Raw genomic sequence first — 18,685 nt, forward strand, 5'->3', positions numbered from 1 at the left:
GCCTGAAAGGGTTACGTCTTTTGCGGTTTTCATGTACATTAGAAAAGGATGGTTTTTCTGGCAGCCCCTGCATCGAGGGGAAGCCTAAAACCTTAAGTTTTTGGTTAGGGGTGTGGAAAGTTGAAATTATTCGTGGGGCTTGGGAATCCAGGAAGACAATATGACCAGACTAGGCATAATATCGGCTTTGAGGTCATTGATGAATTATCCAAACGGTGGAATATCCCGTTGGATCAGGCAAAACATAAAGGGCTTTATGGAAAGGGATTTGTGGGCGGAGAAAAGGTCATTCTTTTGAAGCCGTTAACCTATATGAATCTGTCTGGTGAATCAATCAGGGCGGTTATGGATTTTTATGATATAGATGTGGAAGATTTAGTCGTGATTTACGATGACCTGGATATGCCTACAGGCAGGATTCGTTTGCGTCAAAAGGGCAGTGCAGGGGGCCATAATGGAATAAAATCCACTATCGCCCATACAGGCACACAGGAATTCAAAAGGATCAGGGTGGGCATAAGCCGTCCGACGAATGGAATGGCGATCACGGATTGGGTGCTTGGCCGTTTTACCGCAGAGGAGAAGGACCAGATGAATGAAGCTGTGGTGAAATCCGCAGATGCTTGTGAAGCATGGATCAAGAAGCCGTTCCTGGAAGTCATGAATACGTTTAATCAGTAAAATACATCAGGGAAGAGAGTACACGAAATCATTTCAATCTTCTGATTAAGTAATATAATGTTAAAATAGAATCATACAATAGGCTAAGTGCATAAGTTCCTCACAACGGGTCAATAATGAATAATGACTTAAATTGGGAGGGACGGGCATGGCTATACATTATCATTGCCGTCATTGCGGCACGAATATTGGCTCATTGGACAGGTTGTCTGTCCACAGTGAAAGCTTAGGGTTGCACAAGCTGACAGAGGAAGAACGCCAGGAAATGGTTTCTTACTCAGGTGATGGCGACATTCATATAAAATCGATTTGTGAAGATTGTCAGGAAGCCCTGGAACGCAACCCGGACTTCCACCAGCATGACTACCTGATTCACTGACAAGCTTTGGATTCCACATCCAAAGCATTTTTCTGTTTACAATATTCACTATCTTGAAGTGATCATAGGCTCTGATCAGCCGGTTTCTCTTAAACCGTTAGACCCGGAATGAATATCAACAGCCATGTTTAATAAAGCCAAGTTAAAAGATTAGGATTTTTAAAAAGAGAGGGAGAGGTTTGGATGCAGGGGCTGAAAGCTCTTTTTAGTCATCAGGATGATGTCCAATCTGTCATTTCCGGAATGGATGCGGGTCTCAGGGAACAGCTCGTTGCAGGCCTGTCCGGTTCGGCAAGGACGGTTTTTTTAGCGGCGATTTACGAACAGACGAAGCGTCCCGTCCTGATTGTGACACATAATTTATTGCAAGCTCAAAAGCTATATGATGACATGGTGAATTTAGTAGGGGAAAATGACGTCTATCTTTATCCCGCCAATGAACTGATTGCTGCTGAAATCAGCATATCCAGTCCTGAGCTTAAGGCGCAGCGGATCGAAGCCTTGAATCATTGGAGCAAAAAGAAAACGGGGATTGTGATTGTCCCAATGGCGGGTTTGAGAAAACTACTGCCACCGAAGGAGCTTTGGTCAAAATTCCAGATGTCATTTAAGGTTGGCGAAGAAATTGAACTGGAATCCATATTGAACCGCTTCGTCAGCATGGGCTATGTACGGGCGGAAATGGTGTCCGCCCCTGGGGAATTCAGTGTCCGCGGCGGAATCATTGATATCTACCCGCTTACTTCTTCGGATCCGATCAGGATCGAACTGTTTGACACGGAGGTAGATTCAATCCGGACGTTCTCGCTTGAGGATCAGCGGTCAAAGGAAAAAATGAAAGCCGTGGCGATCGGGCCTGCGACGGAAAACCCGATAGAGCATGAACAGCTGGACCGGATGGTTTCAGGCATCAAGGAAGGCCTGGCGAAAAGCCTTAAAAAGCTCAAGGATGACAAAGCGAAGACGCTGATGTCACAGAATATCGGCTATGAACTGGAACAGCTCCGCAACGGGCAAAAACCGGATCAAGTGTTCAAATACTTATCGATTGCATACGAAAAGCCTCAAAGTTTAATAGATTACTTGCCGTCGAATGGTTTTCTGTTTATTGATGAAATCAGCAGGGTGCAGGAGATGAACGAGTCGCTCAGCAAGGAAGAAGCGGAATGGTATACAAGCCTCCTGGGCGAAGGGCAGATCATCCATGATTTGAAAATTTCTCACCATCTTCCTGACTTGATGAGTAAAACCCAAAAGCCAATTGTCTATTTATCGTTATTTTTACGGCATGTGCCAAACACGAGTCCGCAGAATATCATCAATATCTCCTGCAAACCGATGCAGAACTTCCATGGGCAGATGAATGTGCTGAAAGGCGAAGTCGACCGTTGGCGCAAAGGGAATTATGCAGTCATTTTTGTCGGTCCGGATGCCGAAAGGGTGAAGAAGCTCGAGCGTGTCCTCGAAGACTATGAGATTGATGCGGTAAAGGTGGGCAGCAAGCAGGAATTGCTGCCAGGGAAGGTGCAGATCATCCAGGGAAGCCTGAATACCGGCTTCGAATTCCCGATCCAAAAGATTGCCGTGATCACGGAAGAGGAGCTTTTCAACAAGAAAACAAAGAAGCCGGCAAGACGGCAGAAGCTTTCGAATGCAGAGCGGATCAAAAGCTATTCAGAACTGAAAATCGGCGACTATGTCGTCCATGTCAATCATGGAATCGGGAAATACCTTGGCATTGAAACGCTTGTCATCAATGGTGTCCATAAGGATTATCTTCACATCCGCTATCAAGGGACGGATAAGCTGTATGTCCCTGTAGAGCAGATTGACCTTGTCCAGAAGTATGTGGGCTCTGAAGGGAAAGAGCCAAAGGTCTACAAGTTGGGCGGAAGCGACTGGAAGCGTGTCAAGAGCAAGGTGCAATCCTCTGTCCAGGATATTGCCGATGATCTGATCAAGCTATACGCAGAGCGTGAGGCGAGTGTCGGCCATGCTTATTCACCGGATGGCGAAATGCAGCGCGATTTTGAATCGTCCTTCCCCTATCAGGAAACAGAGGACCAAATCCGTTCCATCCATGAAATCAAGCGGGATATGGAGCGTGAAAGACCGATGGACCGCCTGCTGTGCGGAGATGTTGGCTATGGGAAAACAGAGGTGGCCATCAGGGCAGCATTCAAAGCAATTGCAGACGGGAAGCAGGTCGCATTCCTCGTGCCAACGACCATCCTGGCACAACAGCATTATGAAACACTTCGTGAAAGGTTCCAGGACTTCCCGATCAATATTGGCCTGATGAGCAGGTTCCGCACACGCAAGCAGCAAACGGAGACAATCAAGGGCTTGAAAGCGGGAAGCGTCGATATTGTCGTCGGTACCCACAGGCTTTTATCAAAGGAAATCACTTATCGTGACTTGGGCTTGCTGATCATCGATGAAGAACAGCGGTTTGGGGTCACCCATAAAGAAAAGATCAAGCAACTGAAGACGAATGTCGATGTCCTAACATTGACAGCGACGCCGATCCCGAGAACGCTGCATATGTCGATGCTTGGAGTCAGGGACCTGTCCGTCATCGAAACACCGCCGGAAAACCGTTTCCCTGTCCAGACATATGTCATGGAATATAACGGGGGACTCGTCCGTGAAGCGATTGAACGGGAACTGGCGAGGGACGGACAAGTATACTTCCTATATAACCGTGTCGAGGACATTGAACGGAAAGCAGAAGAGATTTCCATGCTCGTCCCGGATGCACGCGTTACGTTTGCCCACGGCCGGATGACTGAAAATGAACTTGAATCGGTGATGCTTGGTTTCCTTGAAGGTGAATACGATGTCCTTGTCAGTACGACGATCATCGAAACAGGTGTGGATATCCCGAATGTGAACACCTTGATTGTTTATGATGCCGATAAAATGGGACTTTCCCAGCTATACCAGCTGCGTGGAAGGGTTGGACGCTCCAACAGGGTGGCCTATGCCTATTTCACCTACAGGAAGGACAAAATTCTTACTGAAGTGGCGGAAAAGCGCCTGCAGGCCATCAAGGAGTTCACTGAACTCGGCTCCGGGTTTAAAATCGCGATGCGTGACCTGTCGATCCGCGGTGCCGGAAATCTGCTTGGTGCCCAGCAGCATGGCTTCATTGATTCAGTCGGTTTTGATCTATATTCACAAATGCTCAAGGAAGCCATCGAAGAACGCAAGCCTGAAAAAGAACAGATTCGCAAGCCTTCAATTGAAATCGACCTGGAGCTTGATGCCTATATCCCGGACAGCTATATTTCCGATGGCCATCAAAAAATCGAAATGTATAAGCGATTCCGCGGTATCGAGACATTGAAGGATATCGATGAATTGAAAGAAGAGATCACCGACCGCTTTGGGGATTATCCGCAGGAGGTTGGAACCTTATTCAAGGTGGCAGAGCTTAAGGTATATGCCATTACCGCAGGAGTGGAATCAATCAAACAGGCGAAGCAGGATGTGACGATCCTGTTATCAGAGGATGGAAGCACCCGGATTGACGGACAGAAGGTATTCAAGCTGAGCAGCAAGTACAGGAATGCTGTCGGGCTTGGCATGGAAGGCAACAAGCTAAAGATGGTTGTCCATACAAAAGCATTGAAGGACAATCGTTGGTTCGACATTACTTTCGAGATGGTTAAGGGACTGCACGACTCCCAAAAGGAACAGGAAAATACAGTATCCTGATATGTGGAAATATTTTGTAATACAAATGTAAAACAAGAAGGTGTTTCAAAAAAGATAGACAAGGGTAATTTTTGTGTGTACGCAAAAGTTGACTGGAAGGTTTATCCGTTTTTGGCACCTTTATCACTTCAAAGAAAATAATGATGAGAAGTGTATAGAACTTTCCATATGAAAGATACTAAGTTCAAATCTTGGTAAAGATGATGAATAAAGCCATTATCGCTACCAAAAAAATAATCATCAGATGAAAGTGAGGCAACGTTGGATGAAAGCAACTGGTATTGTTCGTCGAATCGATGATTTAGGTCGTGTCGTTATTCCTAAAGAAATTAGGAGAACCCTTCGTATTCGTGAAGGAGATCCACTTGAGATTTTCGTGGACCGTGATGGTGAGGTAATCCTTAAGAAGTATTCACCAATCAGCGAGCTGAGCGATTTTGCGAAGGAGTATGCAGAAGCGCTGTATGACAGCCTTGGCAACCCGGTTCTGATCTGCGATCGAGATACTTATATCGCAGTGGCGGGCGGTTCCAAGAAGGACTACCTGAATAAAAACATCGGTGAACTAGTCGAGAAGACAATGGAAGACCGTACTTCCTCGCTTGTGAACCAGCAATCTAACTTCGCGCTTGTTGACGGTAATGAAGAGTCTATTTCTTCTTATACAATCGGGCCGATCATCGCTAACGGAGACCCAATTGGGGCCGTAATCATCTTCTCTAAAGAAGGGTCACTAGGAGATGTTGAACAAAAAGCAGTGGAAACTGCTGCAGGCTTCCTTGCAAGACAGATGGAGCAATAATCGAGAGTTTTAACCGTATTTTCTATCATACCTGAATGGGGCAGCTGACAAAGCTGCCTTTTTTCATGCCCTGATTTATTACGGCTATTTTACAATTGATAAAATGGCTTCGTGGCTTGGAGCCGTCATGTTCATGCTATGATATAATACGTTTGAAACTGAAATTGGAAGGAGATGGGCGATGAAGCCCGTTGCAGATTCAAACGAATTGATGAAGGGAGCCATGGTCCTTACACTGGCAGCCCTGGTTACAAAAATATTAAGCGCTGTATACCGTGTCCCGTTCCAGAACATTGTCGGAGACATTGGCTTTTATATTTATCAGCAGGTATATCCCTTTTTTGGCATTGTCATGGTTTTATCTACATATGGATTTCCTGTGATCATTTCTAAATTATACACGGAGGAGCAGGCTGCTGGTCATCATGGCAGAGCGGACAGGCTGTTGGCCATCTCGCTTGTGTTTCTCAGCTTGATCGGGGTGCTGCTTTTCCTCTTCTTCTTTTTTGGTGCGTCATGGATTTCCGGTAAAATCGGAGACCCTGAATTAACTCCACTATTCAAAGTCGTATCGATCCCATTTTTGCTCTTCCCGTTCATCTCTGTGTTCCGAGGTTACTTTCAGGGGAAGGGAAATATGGTTCCGACAGCGATTTCCCAGGTTTCGGAACAATTCATCCGTGTTGCGACCATCCTGATTTTATCAGCATTCTTTGTACGCCAAGGTTTCTCACTTTATGTAACGGGAGCCGGCGCTGTATTCGGATCAGTAACTGGGGGCCTGATCTCTGTGCTGCTGCTTGGCTTTTATTTCTGGAAAAATAGAGGCGGAGACCCATTCAAGCATTTTCAGTCCAAAGACCTGTTCCATGACACAGCCTGGGCCGTAAAAGCTCTTGTTGTCCAGGGCCTTGCGATCAGCGTCAGTGGCATGCTGTTGATCCTGTTCCAGCTTGCGGACTCATTGAATATGTATTATTCCTTGCTGGATACAGGGCTGACGGCAGACGAAGCAAAGTCGGCAAAAGGGATTTTTGACCGTGGACAGCCGCTCATCCAGCTGGGTGCTGTTGTTGCTACATCGATGTCATTGAGTCTTGTACCAGCTATTTCCGGGGACAAATCAAGTGATCGTCATGAGGGAATCCTCGCGAAAGTCAGGCTGGCGCTTCAGACAAGCCTGGTTTTTGGCGCAGCAGCTGCGGTGGGATTATCCAGCATCATGGTCCCGGTGAATATCATGCTGTTTAAGAATGCCGCTGGATCAAATGTCCTGGCAGTCCTAAGCCTGATGATTTTATTTGCCTCTGTCATCTTGACGATCATGAGCATCCTTCAGGGTCTTGATCACTCGCTGTTCCCGGCAGCAGTCGTTATTGCCGGATTCGGCATGAAATATATATTGAATCTTATCCTGATCCCGAATTTTGGGACGATGGGAGCTGCCTGTGCCACCCTGCTAGCCATGCTGGCTGTCATGATGGTCCTGATTGCAAAATTGCGGCGCGAACTTGGCGGGCCTGTTTTATCACTCGTATTTATCGGGAAAATCCTGCTATCCTCGGCTGTTATGGCTGTTATTTTGCGATTCTTCCTGTTTATAACAGATTTCGGTTATGGATATATTGAACCTGACAGACTCGGAGCTATTTTCCAGGCATTAAGCTCAGTGGCTGTTGGGGCACTTGTTTATTTTTTAGTGCTGATTAAAACGAGGGCTTTGACTGAAGATGAGCTGGCGACCCTGCCATTCGGAAGCCGGATTGTTCAGCTGTTCTCCAGGTAATGCTTAATTTTAAGAAGGAGGAAGCAGGAAATGACGAAAAAGATTGTCATCATCGGGCTGGGCGCTGGCGACCTCGACCAGCTGCCGCTTGGTGTATATAGAAAATTGCAGCAGGAGAAGAACCTGTTTTTACGGACAAAGGAGCATCCGGTGGTTGCTGAGCTCGAGAAAGAGGGCATGCAGTTTCAATCGTTCGACACAGTCTATGAGAAGCATGACCAGTTTGCGGATGTATATGAGGAAATCACTGAGTTTTTGCTGGCAGAAGCAGACAAGGAACCTGTAACTTATGCTGTTCCCGGACATCCTTTGATTGCGGAGCGGACCGTGCAGCTATTGCTTGAACGAGGTCCGGAACGTGAAACGGAAATTGAGATCGGAGGCGGCCAAAGCTTCCTTGATGCGATGTTCCAGTCGCTGGCGATTGATCCAATCGATGGATTCCAGCTGCTTGACGGCACTGCTCTGTTAAAAGAAGACCTCCTGCTGAAAAGCCATACAATCATCGGCCAGGTGTATGATGTGTTTGTAGCCTCTGAAGTGAAGCTGACGTTGATGGAAAAATTGCCGGATGACTACGAGGTATACATCGTCACGGCAGCAGGAAGCAGTGGGGAAGTAATTAAAAAGGTTCCATTATATGAACTTGACCGGGAGATGGAATTGAGCAATCTGACATCGGTATATGTTCCTCCGGTTGAAGAGGAACAGATTTTATACAAGGATTTCCGGAAGCTGCGTGGAATTATATCAGAACTGAGGGGTCCAAACGGCTGCCCTTGGGATAAAAAACAAACCCATCAGTCCTTGAAGAAATACTTAATTGAAGAATCATACGAGCTGCTCGAAGCCATCGACAATGACGATATTGACCATATGATAGAGGAATTGGGAGATGTGCTGCTGCAGGTCATGCTTCATGCCCAGATTGGCGAGGATGAAGGATATTTCTCCATTGACGATGTCATCGAAGGGTTATCATCAAAGATGGTTCGCAGGCATCCACATGTTTTTGGCGACAAGACTGCAGAAAATGAAGAGGATGTCATGCGCAACTGGCAGGAAATCAAGGAGCAGGAAAAAGGCGGCGCCGTAAAATCATTGCTAGAGGGAGCCGGCAAAGGGCTGCCAAACCTGCTGAAGGCTTATGAACTGCAAAAAGAAGCAGCAAAAGTCGGCTTTGACTGGAAGACAGTTGCCCCTATCCTGGATAAAGTTAAGGAAGAAATAGAGGAGCTGTCAGCTGAAATAAGCGGGAACGGCCGGTTTGATGACATTCAGCTTGAATACGGAGACATGCTGTTTGCACTCGTAAACTTTGCAAGGCATTACGATATTAATCCGGAAGAAGCGTTATACAAAACAAACCAGAAATTCATACGGCGTTTTGCTTTCATCGAAGAGAAGGCAGCTGAAAAGGGCCGGAAGCTCGAGGACCATTCCCTGGATGAGCTGGACGCTTATTGGGACGAAGCTAAGAAAAAAGGATTGTAAGGTAAATCAAACCAATTTTTAAAAAGGGGTTTAACTGTGATGAGGCTGGATAAATTTTTAAAGGTGTCAAGATTGATCAAAAGAAGAACATTGGCAAAGGAAGTATCGGACCAGGGAAGGATTTCCATCAACGGTGTTCCGGCAAAAGCGAGCACCAATGTAAAAGCGGGCGATGAACTGGCGATCCGTTTTGGACAGAAAGTGGTTTCCGTCAAAATTGAGCGGATCCAGGAGAATTCCCGTAAGGAAGACGCGGCTGAAATGTATACAATCCTTGGGGAAGAGCGAATCCCGGGGGACGACGAAGAGTAAACCTGGCTTCGTTGGAAGGCTTGTTCTATTCTGCCTTATCCAATCATAAACATGTACAAAAGTGCATTATGATTGTGAGGGGTTAAGATGAGCCAATATTATGAAACGAATCAGACAAAGAGCAACTTGCCGGATCACGATTTAGTGATGAGAGGCAGACGGACATTGGAAATCACAGGAGTAAAGCAGGTTGAAAGTTTTGATAACGAAGAGTTCCTGCTGGAAACGGTCATGGGGTTCCTGGCGATCAAAGGCCAGAATCTGCAAATGAAGAATCTGGATGTCGACAAGGGTGTCGTCTCGATCAAGGGGAAAATCTTCGATCTGGTCTATCTAGATGACCAGCATGGGGAGAAAGCTAAAGGGTTCTTTAGCAAGTTATTCCGATGACACTGTCGACCCAATTTTTGACGATGCTCGCCATGATTGGGATGGGCAGCCTATTCGGAGCTTCACTTGATACGCATAACCGGTTCCTGAAAAGGTCGAAGCGGAAATCCTGGATTGTCTTCATCAATGACATCCTGTTCTGGGTATTCCAGGGTTTGTCGATTTTTTATGTGTTATTTTCAGTAAATATGGGAGAATTGCGTTTTTATATTTTCCTGGCATTATTATGCGGCTTTGCTGCCTATCAAAGCCTATTCAAGAAAACGTACCTAAAGGTGCTCGAGCGCGCGATTTCTATCACCATCAATATCTATTTGTTCTTCGTGAAGGCTGTCAGGCTGCTCATAGTCAGGCCGCTGCAAATGCTGGCCGCCACTGCTCTATCACTCGTGCTCATTACGGGGAGAGGCCTTTATGTTCTGTTAAAATGGCTTCTTTCCGTTTTATTGTGGCTGCTGAAAAACATCATTTGGAAGCCAGTTAAGATGATTTTCCTACTTTTTTGGAAACTTTTGCCGAAAACAGTTAAAAAAAGCGTCGAGAAGTTATATAATAAATTGGCAGGATTTCTAATTATAGTAAAGAATTATTCTACTAAGCCGATAAAATGGATAAAGAACTTAAAAAAATAGGCAGTTTTAAACACGGCCTAAAATAAATGTAAGGAGGACTGCGGGGAATGAGTGTCATCAGGAAAAAGAACATAGCCAGGATTGAAAATCAATATGTACAGCAGCGTGAAAAAGCAGGTATAGCTGAAACCAGGAAGCGGAAACTGCTATTCAGGCGCCTCGCAGTCTTTGCTTTATTCGCATCGATCATCTCCTATTTGATGATCTCCACCTTCATTTCCCAGACGGCAGCGCTGGAAAAGAAGCAGGAGGACAAAACTCAGCTTGAGCAAAAGTTAGCAAACCTCCAGAAAAGGCAGGAAATTCTGGATGAGGAAATTGTCAAATTGAACGATGACGAATACATAGCGAAGCTTGCCCGCAAGGAATACTTCCTATCTGAAAAGAATGAAATCATCTTCAACCTTCCTAAAGAGAAAAAGGACTCCCAAGATTCGCCTTATTGACACTCTTTTTTTATATTCTGTATAATATAAGGTAAGTATGATTTTTTTATATCTTTAAGGAGGCAAAACTTTTTTATGTCAATCGAAGTAGGCAGCAAGCTACAGGGAAAGGTAACAGGTATTACAAATTTCGGGGCGTTCGTGGAACTGCCGGGCGGTTCAACCGGACTCGTTCATATCAGTGAGGTTGCTGACAATTATGTCAAGGATATCAATGACCACCTCAAAGTAGGCGACCAGGTTGAAGTGAAGGTAATCAATGTTGAAAAAGACGGTAAAATTGGTTTATCTATCAAAAAAGCTGTTGACCGACCAGAACGACCAGAACGACCAGAACGACCTGCAAGACCAGAAAGAACTGATCGACCATACTCCCAGCGTCCACGTGGCGGCGGAAGAGGAAATGACAACCGAAATGCCCGTCCTGAAAATTTCGAGTCAAAAATGGCGAAATTCCTGAAGGACAGTGAAGACCGTTTGTCATCTCTGAAACGTGCTACCGAATCCAAGCGCGGTGGAAGAGGAGCCAGAAGAGGGTAACTTGCTGCTAAGTGAATATAAATAATAGCAGGTATTATGCTATACCAAGACAAGTCGATCGCTGGCTTGTCTTTTTGTTTTTTCTTAAAAAAGTGCTCATCTTACAATAAAAAACCTCGCTCCTTTAAAAGGAACGAGGTTTTTGCAGTGTTTATGACCCCTACGGGATTCGAACCCGTGTTACCGCCGTGAAAGGGCGGTGTCTTAACCGCTTGACCAAGGGGCCGTATATAGTTATGTGTCCAGCTTCGGCTCCTAGCTCCTCGAGTCGCTTCGGTCCGTCCGACGAAGTCAAAGTAAGACTTCACCAGCCGGCCCTCCAGCGCTTGTCGAAGCTAAGCAGTCGCCTGCGCTTTTCTAAGTAGCGGCGGAGGGGATCGAACCCCCGACCTTACGGGTATGAACCGTACGCTCTAGCCAGCTGAGCTACACCGCCATATTGGTATTGTTTTGAGGCACAAGAAATATAATACATAGATATTAAAATAGTGTCAATGGATTTTTTAAAAGAAAGATAAAAAAGTAACGAGGTAATTTTTAGCGGTCTCTGCAAAATTTCAACATGCGGCGAAAAATAATCCGTGGTTTTTCGAGGAATTGCTTTGTTTACGGGGAAATGAGTCGAACGAAAATTGGTAGCTTGTCCTTGTTTTTGACAAACTTCTGGATTGCTCCCTTTTATAATAATCAGCAACGATAAAAAAGTGGGGAGTGTATTTAATGCAAAAGGTAGAAAGGAACATGATGGAACCGATCGGTGAAGTTCATCTCGAGGAATCGCGATTCAGATTGGCAAAAGGCATGTCGAAGCTGCAATCCAAGATCGAAACCCTTTTCCTGAAAAAAGGCTATATATTCTTGTTCATTGGATTCTTGCTTGGCCGTGCCTTGATACTGGCACAATTAACCCCTTTTAGCCTTCCATTTTTTGCGGCCGTTTACCTCATCCGTAAAGACCGAGCCCCAATTGCACTGTTTGGACTGGTTGCTGGAGCCGCGACCCTATCTTTTACAGACGCGGTTTTCACCTTCGGCTCGGTATTCCTGTTCTTGCTTCTCTACAAACTGACAAAAAAGTGGATCAAGAACAATCTGAAAGTGCTTCCCTTCTATATATTTTTCACTATATTAATAGCCAAAATGTTGAAAGCTCTCATTTTGTCTGGAAATATTACAATGTATGAAGGGATGATGACAGGAGTCGAAGCAGGGCTGGGTTTGGTGTTGACATTCATTTTCCTGCAAAGCATTCCGTTGATGACCTCAAGTCTGCGCAAGCAATCTTTGAAAACAGAGGAAATTGTCTGTTTGATCATCATGCTTGCCTCTGTGATGACAGGAACAATTGGCTGGACCATTTATGACTTATCGGTCGAACACGTCATGTCCCGTTACTTGATCCTCATTTTTTCATTTGTCGCCGGAGCCACGGTGGGTTCTACAGTCGGTGTTGTAACAGGCCTGATTTTCAGTCTTGCGAATGTGTCTAGTTTTTACCATATGAGCCTGCTGGCATTTTCAGGTCTGCTCGGCGGCTTGCTGAAAGAAGGAAAAAAGCCGGGGGTAGCACTCGGACTGTTCATCTCCACACTTTTAATTGGCATGTATGGCGAGGGCGGGGGTGCCCTTAGCCAGACATTGACCGAGTCGGCTGCGGCTGTCCTGCTCTTTTTCCTGACTCCTCAATCACTTATGTCACGTATCGCCAAACATATTCCGGGAACAGCGGAGTACTCAGCAGAGCAGCAGCAATATATGAGAAAAATGAGAGATGTGACAGCACAGCGTGTCGTCCAGTTCTCGAATGTATTTGAAGCATTGTCGAAAAGCTTTTCGACTTTGCAGGTCCAGGATGAAACGATTGAAACAGATCGCGATATGGATTATTTCTTGAGCAATGTCACCGAAAAGACATGCCAGACTTGTTTTAAGAAAGACCATTGCTGGACAAGGAACTTTAATACAACCTATGACTATATGAGCGAAATTATGCAGGAGATGGATCAAAATTCCGGTGCAGTGCCCCAGAAACTATCCCGGGATTGGGACAAGCATTGCACGAGATCGAAAAAAGTTCTTGAAATCATGCAGCAGCAGCTGACCTATTACCAGGCCAACCGTAAGCTGAAAAAGCAGGTTCAGGAAAGCAGGCGGCTTGTTGCCGATCAATTGCTGGGTGTATCAGAAGTCATGGGCGATTTCGCCAAGGAAATCCAGCGTGAGCGTGAGAACCACTCCAAGCAGGAAGAGTTGATTCTGGAGTCTCTGCAGGATTTTGGCATTCATATCGAGCATGTGGAAATCTATAGCCTTGAACAGGGCAATGTGGATATCGATATGACCATTCCATATTGCCAGGGACATGGGGAATGCGAAAAGCTGATCGCGCCGATGCTGTCAGATATCCTCAAGGAAAACATCGTCGTCAATTCGGAAGAATGTTCGACATTCCCGAACGGTTTTTGCCATGTGACATTCCGTTCTGCCAAAGCTTTTGTCGTTTCGACTGGAGTGGCGCATGCCGCCAAAGATGGAGACCTTGTTTCCGGGGACAGCTATTCGACCATTGAACTGAGCGGCGGGAAGTTTGCGATTGCCATCAGTGACGGAATGGGCAATGGGGAAAGAGCACATTCAGAGAGCAGGGACACACTGTTATTGCTGCAGCAAATCCTGCAATCTGGAATTGAAGAAAAAGTGGCAATCAAGTCAGTGAACTCCATTTTATCGTTAAGAACAACAGATGAAATATTCTCGACCCTGGACCTCGCTATGATTGACCTGCAAAATGCATCGACAAGATTCCTGAAAATCGGTTCGACCCCGAGTTTCATCAAGCGCGGCTCCAAGGTAATGAAGGTACAGGCAAGCAACCTGCCGATGGGCATTTTGCAGGAATTCGATGTGGATGTCGTTGGCGAGCAGCTGAAGGCTGGAGATCTGTTGATCATGATGAGCGATGGTGTTTTCGAAGGGCCGAAGCATGTCGAGAATTACGATCTATGGATGAAGCGGAAAATCAATGAGCTCCAGACCGAAGATCCCCAGGCCATCGCCGATTTGATCATGGAGGAAGTCATCCGTTCCCGCGGAGGTTCCATTGAGGATGACATGACCGTCGTTGTCGCGAAAATCGATCACAATATCCCGAAATGGGCATCGATTCCGATGGCTAATTATCAAAAGAGAGCCTAACCGCTTTAATAAGGCAATATGCGGTTCCCACTGGGAGAAATGTCTAGCTCCAGCGCCTAGCCCCTCGAGTCGCTTGTCTAGTGTCGCCTCCTAGAAACTCCGAAACTTCAACTCCGCCGGCAGAAGCAAAAAGCGCTTCTTTGTCGGAGTCTCCAGTTTCTGCGTTTCTGGACAGTCGGCTATACTTTTCGGTTTCGGTCCTGCCAATGAAGTCAAAGAACGACTTCACTGTCAGGCCCTCCAGCGCTTGTCGGGGCTGACCAAGGCGCTTTCGCTTTTCGTATGTATATTTCCCCTCTACTTCGTCGAAAATGGTAACAAATTTATTATAGGCTTCTTGCTTTTACTAGATTGTAAAAGTAGGGCCTGGAAGTGAGGGGATTGCATGAAAACAGGTACAATCAGGCAAATATTGCTCATTACAGATGGATGCTCAAACCAAGGTGAAGATCCGATCGCAATGGCTGCGCTGGCCAAGGAGCAAGGGATTACGGTTAATGTCATTGGTGTGATGGAACAGGACATGATAGATGAACAGGGCATGAAAGAAATCGAGGGAATTGCGATGTCCGGCGGCGGCGTCAGCCAGATTGTGTATGCGCAGCAGCTTTCACAGACAGTGCAGATGGTAACGAGGAAAGCGATGACCCAGACTCTTCAGGGAGTGGTCAATAAGGAGCTTCAGCAAATCCTTGGAGGGGGCAGGACAGTAGAAGACCTTCCTCCGGAGCAGCGCGGGGAAGTCATGGAAGTTGTGGACGAGCTTGGGGAGACGGTCGAGCTCGATGTGTTGATTCTTGTCGATACGAGCGCGAGCATGAAGCATAAGCTGCCGACTGTAAAAGAAGCCTTGCTGGACTTGAGTTTGAGTTTGAATGCGCGTTCAGGCGATAATCACTTTTCGGTGTTTGTATTTCCCGGGAAACGAAACGATGTCGAAAAATTGCTGGATTGGACACCTAAGCTTGAATCGCTTACCAGCATTTTTGCCAAGCTGACGACTGGCGGAATTACACCGACAGGACCGGCGATTCGTGAAGCCCTTTCCTATTTCAATAAAAAACGATCTTTAAGGAGCCTTCTGTCCCGTGATGATGAATCCTTCTTTGAAGAATCTGTGTAAGGTCATTCCCGGAACCATCATTGAAGGGAAATGGCATCACAATCGCTATACCATCATTAAAGAGCTTGGTTTTGGAGCCAATGGGATTGTTTATTTAGCAAGGCATGACAATAAACAAGTTGCATTGAAAATGAGCGATAATGGAATGTCGGTCACTTCTGAGGTCAATGTATTGAAAGCTTTTGCCAAGGTCCAGGGATCTGCCCTCGGGCCTTCTTTGCTGGATGTGGATGATTGGGAACGCCCAGGAAAGAAAGTCAGCTTCTATGTCATGGAATTCATAAAAGGGCCGGATTTTCTCGCTTTTCTTGAGCAAAAGGGACCAGACTGGACTGGAGTGATGATCCTTCAGCTGCTTGCTGATTTGCAGCTGCTTCATGATAATGGCTGGGTATTCGGCGATTTAAAACCGGAAAATTTGATTGTGACAGGACCACCGGCGAGGATTCGCTGTATCGATGTCGGCGGAACGACGATGCAGGGCCGATCAATCAAAGAGTTCACGGAATTCTTCGACCGGGGTTACTGGGGACTTGGAAGCAGAAAGGCAGAGCCCGGGTACGATTTGTTTGCCGTCGGCATGATCATGGTCAACACTGTCTATCCGAAAAGGTTTACGAAGAAGTCAGGCGGAATCAGTGAAATCATGGAAAAGGTGAAGCAAAGCCCGGAGTTGAGGAGATACGAAAAGGTCATTTACAATGCACTGTCTGGGAAATACCGGTCTGCAAAAGAAATGAGGAATGATTTACTCCAGGTACATCAGCCGGATGCACCATCGAGAAACACTCGCCAGCAAAAGCCTGCCCCACAGAAGCAGCCGCAGCCGAGTCCGGCACGAAGCACTGCGAAGAGGTCATCATCAACAGCATCCGGACAGACGCGAAAGGGCTATAACAAGAGAAGGAAGAAGTCCTCCACTCTCGAAACCGCCACCATCATCCTGATTATCTCATTGTTATATTTTTTCTATATTTATAGCCAGATTACCTGATATTTTTGAAACCTTTTACGGGCTCATCCGTAGATAATGGATTAGAGTCCTCATTTTTGATAAGTACTATGGAAAGTGTTAAGCTGAAAAAATAATAAACCTATTTAGAAGATTAATGGATTGCCGGCTTGGGTATAGAGTTAAACCGGCAATTCGGTAAGGAAGAGCATGATGATTGATATGAAGGTGAATGCCTTTCTTGAAAGGCATGGTTTTCAGCTGAATAACAAGTCAATCGCGGTTGGTGTTTCCGGAGGACCGGATTCGCTTGCTCTGCTTCATTACTTATCTGAGCAGCGGGAACGGAAATCTCTGAGGATAATTGCTGTCCACGTTGACCATATGTTCCGTGGTGATGAATCTTATCAGGATGCTTTGTTTGTAAAAGATTTTTGCGAAAAACGGGGTCTTCCCTTTGAGATGAAAAGGGTCAATGTGCCAGCTTATATGGAAGAGACAGGTTTAAGCTCCCAACAAGCCGCCCGCGAATGCCGATATGCCTTTTTCGAGGAAGTGATGGTTAAACATCAACTTGAATACCTTGCATTGGGGCATCATGGGGACGACCAGGTCGAAACGGTTTTGATGAGGCTTACTAGGGGCAGTTCAGGAGCAGCAAGGGCAGGTATTCCTTTTTCCCGCAAAATGGGTCCGTTTACGGTTTTCAGGCCGTTTTTATGCCTGGCAAAAAGGGAACTGGAAGAGTATTGCTCCGAGAATTCCCTGGAACCCAGAATCGACCCCAGCAATCAGAAGGCATACTATAGCAGGAACCGATTCAGGAAAACCGTCCTGCCCTTTTTAAAAGAAGAGAATCCGGGAGTCCATGAACATTTCCAGCGCTTCAGCGAAGAATTGCAGATGGATGAAAAGTATCTTCTTGAATTAACAAGGAAAGAATTGAATAAAGTAATGAAGAAAGAGGACCGAGGGGTCACGATCCATATTAGTTCTTTTCGGGAAATGCCAATGCCTTTACAAAGAAGAGGGATTAAACTAATATTAAATTATCTTTACAATGATCGACCTGCTTCTCTTTCCGCCATACATATTGAAAAGATTTTTTCAATAATTCGCAACCCCCATCCGTCAGGAACACTTGATTTCCCCAGCGGTTTAAGAATCATACGATCGTATGGAAATTGTCAATTCACATTGAACCCGCCAGAAAGGCAAAGCTATTGTTTTGAAATTTTAGGACCAAAACAGCTGATCTTGCCGAATGGTGACCTCATTGATGCCCAATTGCTCAATGATGCTCATGTCAGGGATATTTCCAATTATCGTTTCATCGTCGACCTGGAGGAAACTGGCACTCCCTTGTACATCCGCACAAGAAAGGATGGTGACAGGATGTCTTTGAAGGGGATGAAGGGGTCAAAGAAGCTGAAAGATATTTTCATCGATATGAAAATCCCATTAGGACAAAGGGATGAATGGCCGGTCGTCACAGACAGGGAAGACAGGATCCTTTGGCTTCCAGGCCTGAAAAAGTCGAATAATGAGGCAAATGAACAAGGAAACAGGTTATTACTATTAACTTATATAAAGCATTGATATCTTCCAGGGGGCACAATGATCATGATGAAAAATGATATTGAAAAAGTTTTGTTTACAGAAGAAGAGATTCAGGAAAAAACAAAGAAGCTGGCGGCTCAATTAACTGAAGAATACCAGGACCGTTTCCCGCTGGCAATCGGAGTCCTGAAGGGCGCAATGCCTTTCATGGGTGACCTGCTTAAGCGCGTGGATGCATATCTTGAAATGGATTTCATGGATGTTTCAAGTTATGGAAATGCTATGGTATCATCCGGTGAGGTCAAAATCCTTAAGGACCTTGATACTTCCGTTGAAGGAAGGGACATTTTGATCATCGAGGACATCATCGACAGCGGATTGACTCTCAGCTATTTGGTGGAGTTGTTCAGATACCGCAAGGCAAAGTCCATCAAAATTGTCACTCTGCTTGATAAACCAACAGGAAGAAAGGCTGACATCGCAGCAGATTATGTTGGGTTTATCGTTCCTGATGAGTTTGTTGTTGGATATGGTCTTGATTACGCGGAAAAATACCGTAACCTTCCGTATATTGGTATTCTAAAGCCGGAAGTATATACAAAATAAAAAACGGTTACGATTTAGTGAATGAAAATTAACATTCCGCATAACAACTAAATATTCTGAATGTTAA

The 18,685-nt window shown here is 45.7% G+C and carries 16 protein-coding genes and 2 tRNA genes; 16 read left to right on the forward strand and 2 right to left on the reverse strand.

Annotation, left to right across the window (positions count from 1 at the left end; all coding sequences use genetic code 11):
• The first annotated feature begins 120 nt into the window (after window positions 1-120).
• From pth to QNH36_RS00370, 11 genes are all read left to right on the forward strand, one after another.
• Window positions 121-681, forward strand: a complete 561-nt coding sequence (gene pth, locus QNH36_RS00320) for an aminoacyl-tRNA hydrolase (protein ID WP_251544904.1) — start codon at window positions 121-123, stop codon at window positions 679-681.
• Between the two features lie 148 nt (window positions 682-829).
• Entirely contained in the window at window positions 830-1,060 is a 231-nt protein-coding gene (gene fin, locus QNH36_RS00325; RefSeq protein WP_144481348.1) for an anti-sigma-F factor Fin, read from the forward strand.
• A 183-nt stretch (window positions 1,061-1,243) separates the two neighbouring features.
• A complete protein-coding gene (mfd, locus tag QNH36_RS00330; protein WP_283904446.1) occupies window positions 1,244-4,780 on the forward strand; it encodes a transcription-repair coupling factor in 3,537 nt (1,178 codons plus the stop codon).
• Between the two features lie 265 nt (window positions 4,781-5,045).
• A complete protein-coding gene (gene spoVT / locus QNH36_RS00335) occupies window positions 5,046-5,582 on the forward strand; it encodes a stage V sporulation protein T (protein WP_144481350.1) in 537 nt (178 codons plus the stop codon).
• Between the two features lie 181 nt (window positions 5,583-5,763).
• Window positions 5,764-7,368, forward strand: a complete 1,605-nt coding sequence (locus QNH36_RS00340) for a putative polysaccharide biosynthesis protein (RefSeq protein WP_283904447.1) — start codon at window positions 5,764-5,766, stop codon at window positions 7,366-7,368.
• A gap of 30 nt (window positions 7,369-7,398) precedes the next feature.
• The gene (gene yabN, locus QNH36_RS00345; protein ID WP_283904448.1) at window positions 7,399-8,862 is read left to right on the forward strand and encodes a bifunctional methyltransferase/pyrophosphohydrolase YabN; all 1,464 of its coding nucleotides are present in this window, start codon (window positions 7,399-7,401) and stop codon (window positions 8,860-8,862) included.
• Window positions 8,863-8,901: 39 nt separating this feature from the next.
• Complete coding sequence (locus QNH36_RS00350) at window positions 8,902-9,174, forward strand: RNA-binding S4 domain-containing protein (protein WP_283904449.1); 273 nt, start codon at window positions 8,902-8,904, stop codon at window positions 9,172-9,174.
• Window positions 9,175-9,261: 87 nt separating this feature from the next.
• Entirely contained in the window at window positions 9,262-9,564 is a 303-nt protein-coding gene (gene yabP, locus QNH36_RS00355; protein ID WP_079504197.1) for a sporulation protein YabP, read from the forward strand.
• On the forward strand, window positions 9,561-10,196 hold the full coding sequence (yabQ, locus tag QNH36_RS00360; RefSeq protein WP_144481417.1) for a spore cortex biosynthesis protein YabQ: 636 nt from the start codon (window positions 9,561-9,563) through the stop codon (window positions 10,194-10,196). The genes yabP and yabQ overlap by 4 nt, the downstream gene beginning before the upstream one ends.
• Window positions 10,197-10,243: 47 nt before the next feature.
• Window positions 10,244-10,642: an FtsB family cell division protein gene (locus QNH36_RS00365; protein ID WP_144481416.1), complete on the forward strand. Its 399-nt coding sequence runs from the start codon at window positions 10,244-10,246 to the stop codon at window positions 10,640-10,642.
• A 75-nt stretch (window positions 10,643-10,717) separates the two neighbouring features.
• Window positions 10,718-11,182 (forward strand): S1 domain-containing RNA-binding protein, encoded by a 465-nt coding sequence (locus QNH36_RS00370; RefSeq protein ID WP_283904450.1) that lies wholly within the window; start codon window positions 10,718-10,720, stop codon window positions 11,180-11,182.
• A gap of 154 nt (window positions 11,183-11,336) precedes the next feature.
• Here QNH36_RS00370 and QNH36_RS00375 read toward each other — a convergent pair.
• Both QNH36_RS00375 and QNH36_RS00380 read right to left on the reverse strand, forming a co-directional pair.
• Window positions 11,337-11,408, reverse strand: a tRNA-Glu gene (locus QNH36_RS00375).
• A 136-nt stretch (window positions 11,409-11,544) separates the two neighbouring features.
• A tRNA-Met gene (locus QNH36_RS00380) sits at window positions 11,545-11,618 on the reverse strand.
• Between the two features lie 284 nt (window positions 11,619-11,902).
• Here QNH36_RS00380 and spoIIE point away from each other — a divergent pair.
• The 5 genes from spoIIE to hpt all read left to right on the forward strand — a co-directional run bounded on the left by spoIIE (window position 11,903) and on the right by hpt (window position 18,618).
• Window positions 11,903-14,377 (forward strand): stage II sporulation protein E, encoded by a 2,475-nt coding sequence (spoIIE, locus tag QNH36_RS00385; protein ID WP_251544897.1) that lies wholly within the window; start codon window positions 11,903-11,905, stop codon window positions 14,375-14,377.
• Window positions 14,378-14,762: 385 nt separating this feature from the next.
• Window positions 14,763-15,500: a vWA domain-containing protein gene (locus QNH36_RS00390; RefSeq protein WP_144481413.1), complete on the forward strand. Its 738-nt coding sequence runs from the start codon at window positions 14,763-14,765 to the stop codon at window positions 15,498-15,500.
• The gene (locus QNH36_RS00395; RefSeq protein ID WP_283904451.1) at window positions 15,469-16,494 is read left to right on the forward strand and encodes a protein kinase domain-containing protein; all 1,026 of its coding nucleotides are present in this window, start codon (window positions 15,469-15,471) and stop codon (window positions 16,492-16,494) included. Before QNH36_RS00390 ends, QNH36_RS00395 begins: the two co-directional genes overlap by 32 nt.
• 168 nt (window positions 16,495-16,662) lie before the next feature.
• A complete protein-coding gene (gene tilS / locus QNH36_RS00400) occupies window positions 16,663-18,051 on the forward strand; it encodes a tRNA lysidine(34) synthetase TilS (protein WP_349654832.1) in 1,389 nt (462 codons plus the stop codon).
• Window positions 18,052-18,078: 27 nt separating this feature from the next.
• The gene (gene hpt / locus QNH36_RS00405; RefSeq protein ID WP_186326894.1) at window positions 18,079-18,618 is read left to right on the forward strand and encodes a hypoxanthine phosphoribosyltransferase; all 540 of its coding nucleotides are present in this window, start codon (window positions 18,079-18,081) and stop codon (window positions 18,616-18,618) included.
• The last annotated feature ends 67 nt before the right edge of the window (window positions 18,619-18,685 follow it).

Origin of the sequence: Mesobacillus sp. AQ2 (genome assembly GCF_030122805.1) — a bacterium.
Classification (GTDB): Bacteria; Bacillota; Bacilli; order Bacillales; family Cytobacillaceae; genus Mesobacillus; species Mesobacillus oceanisediminis_A.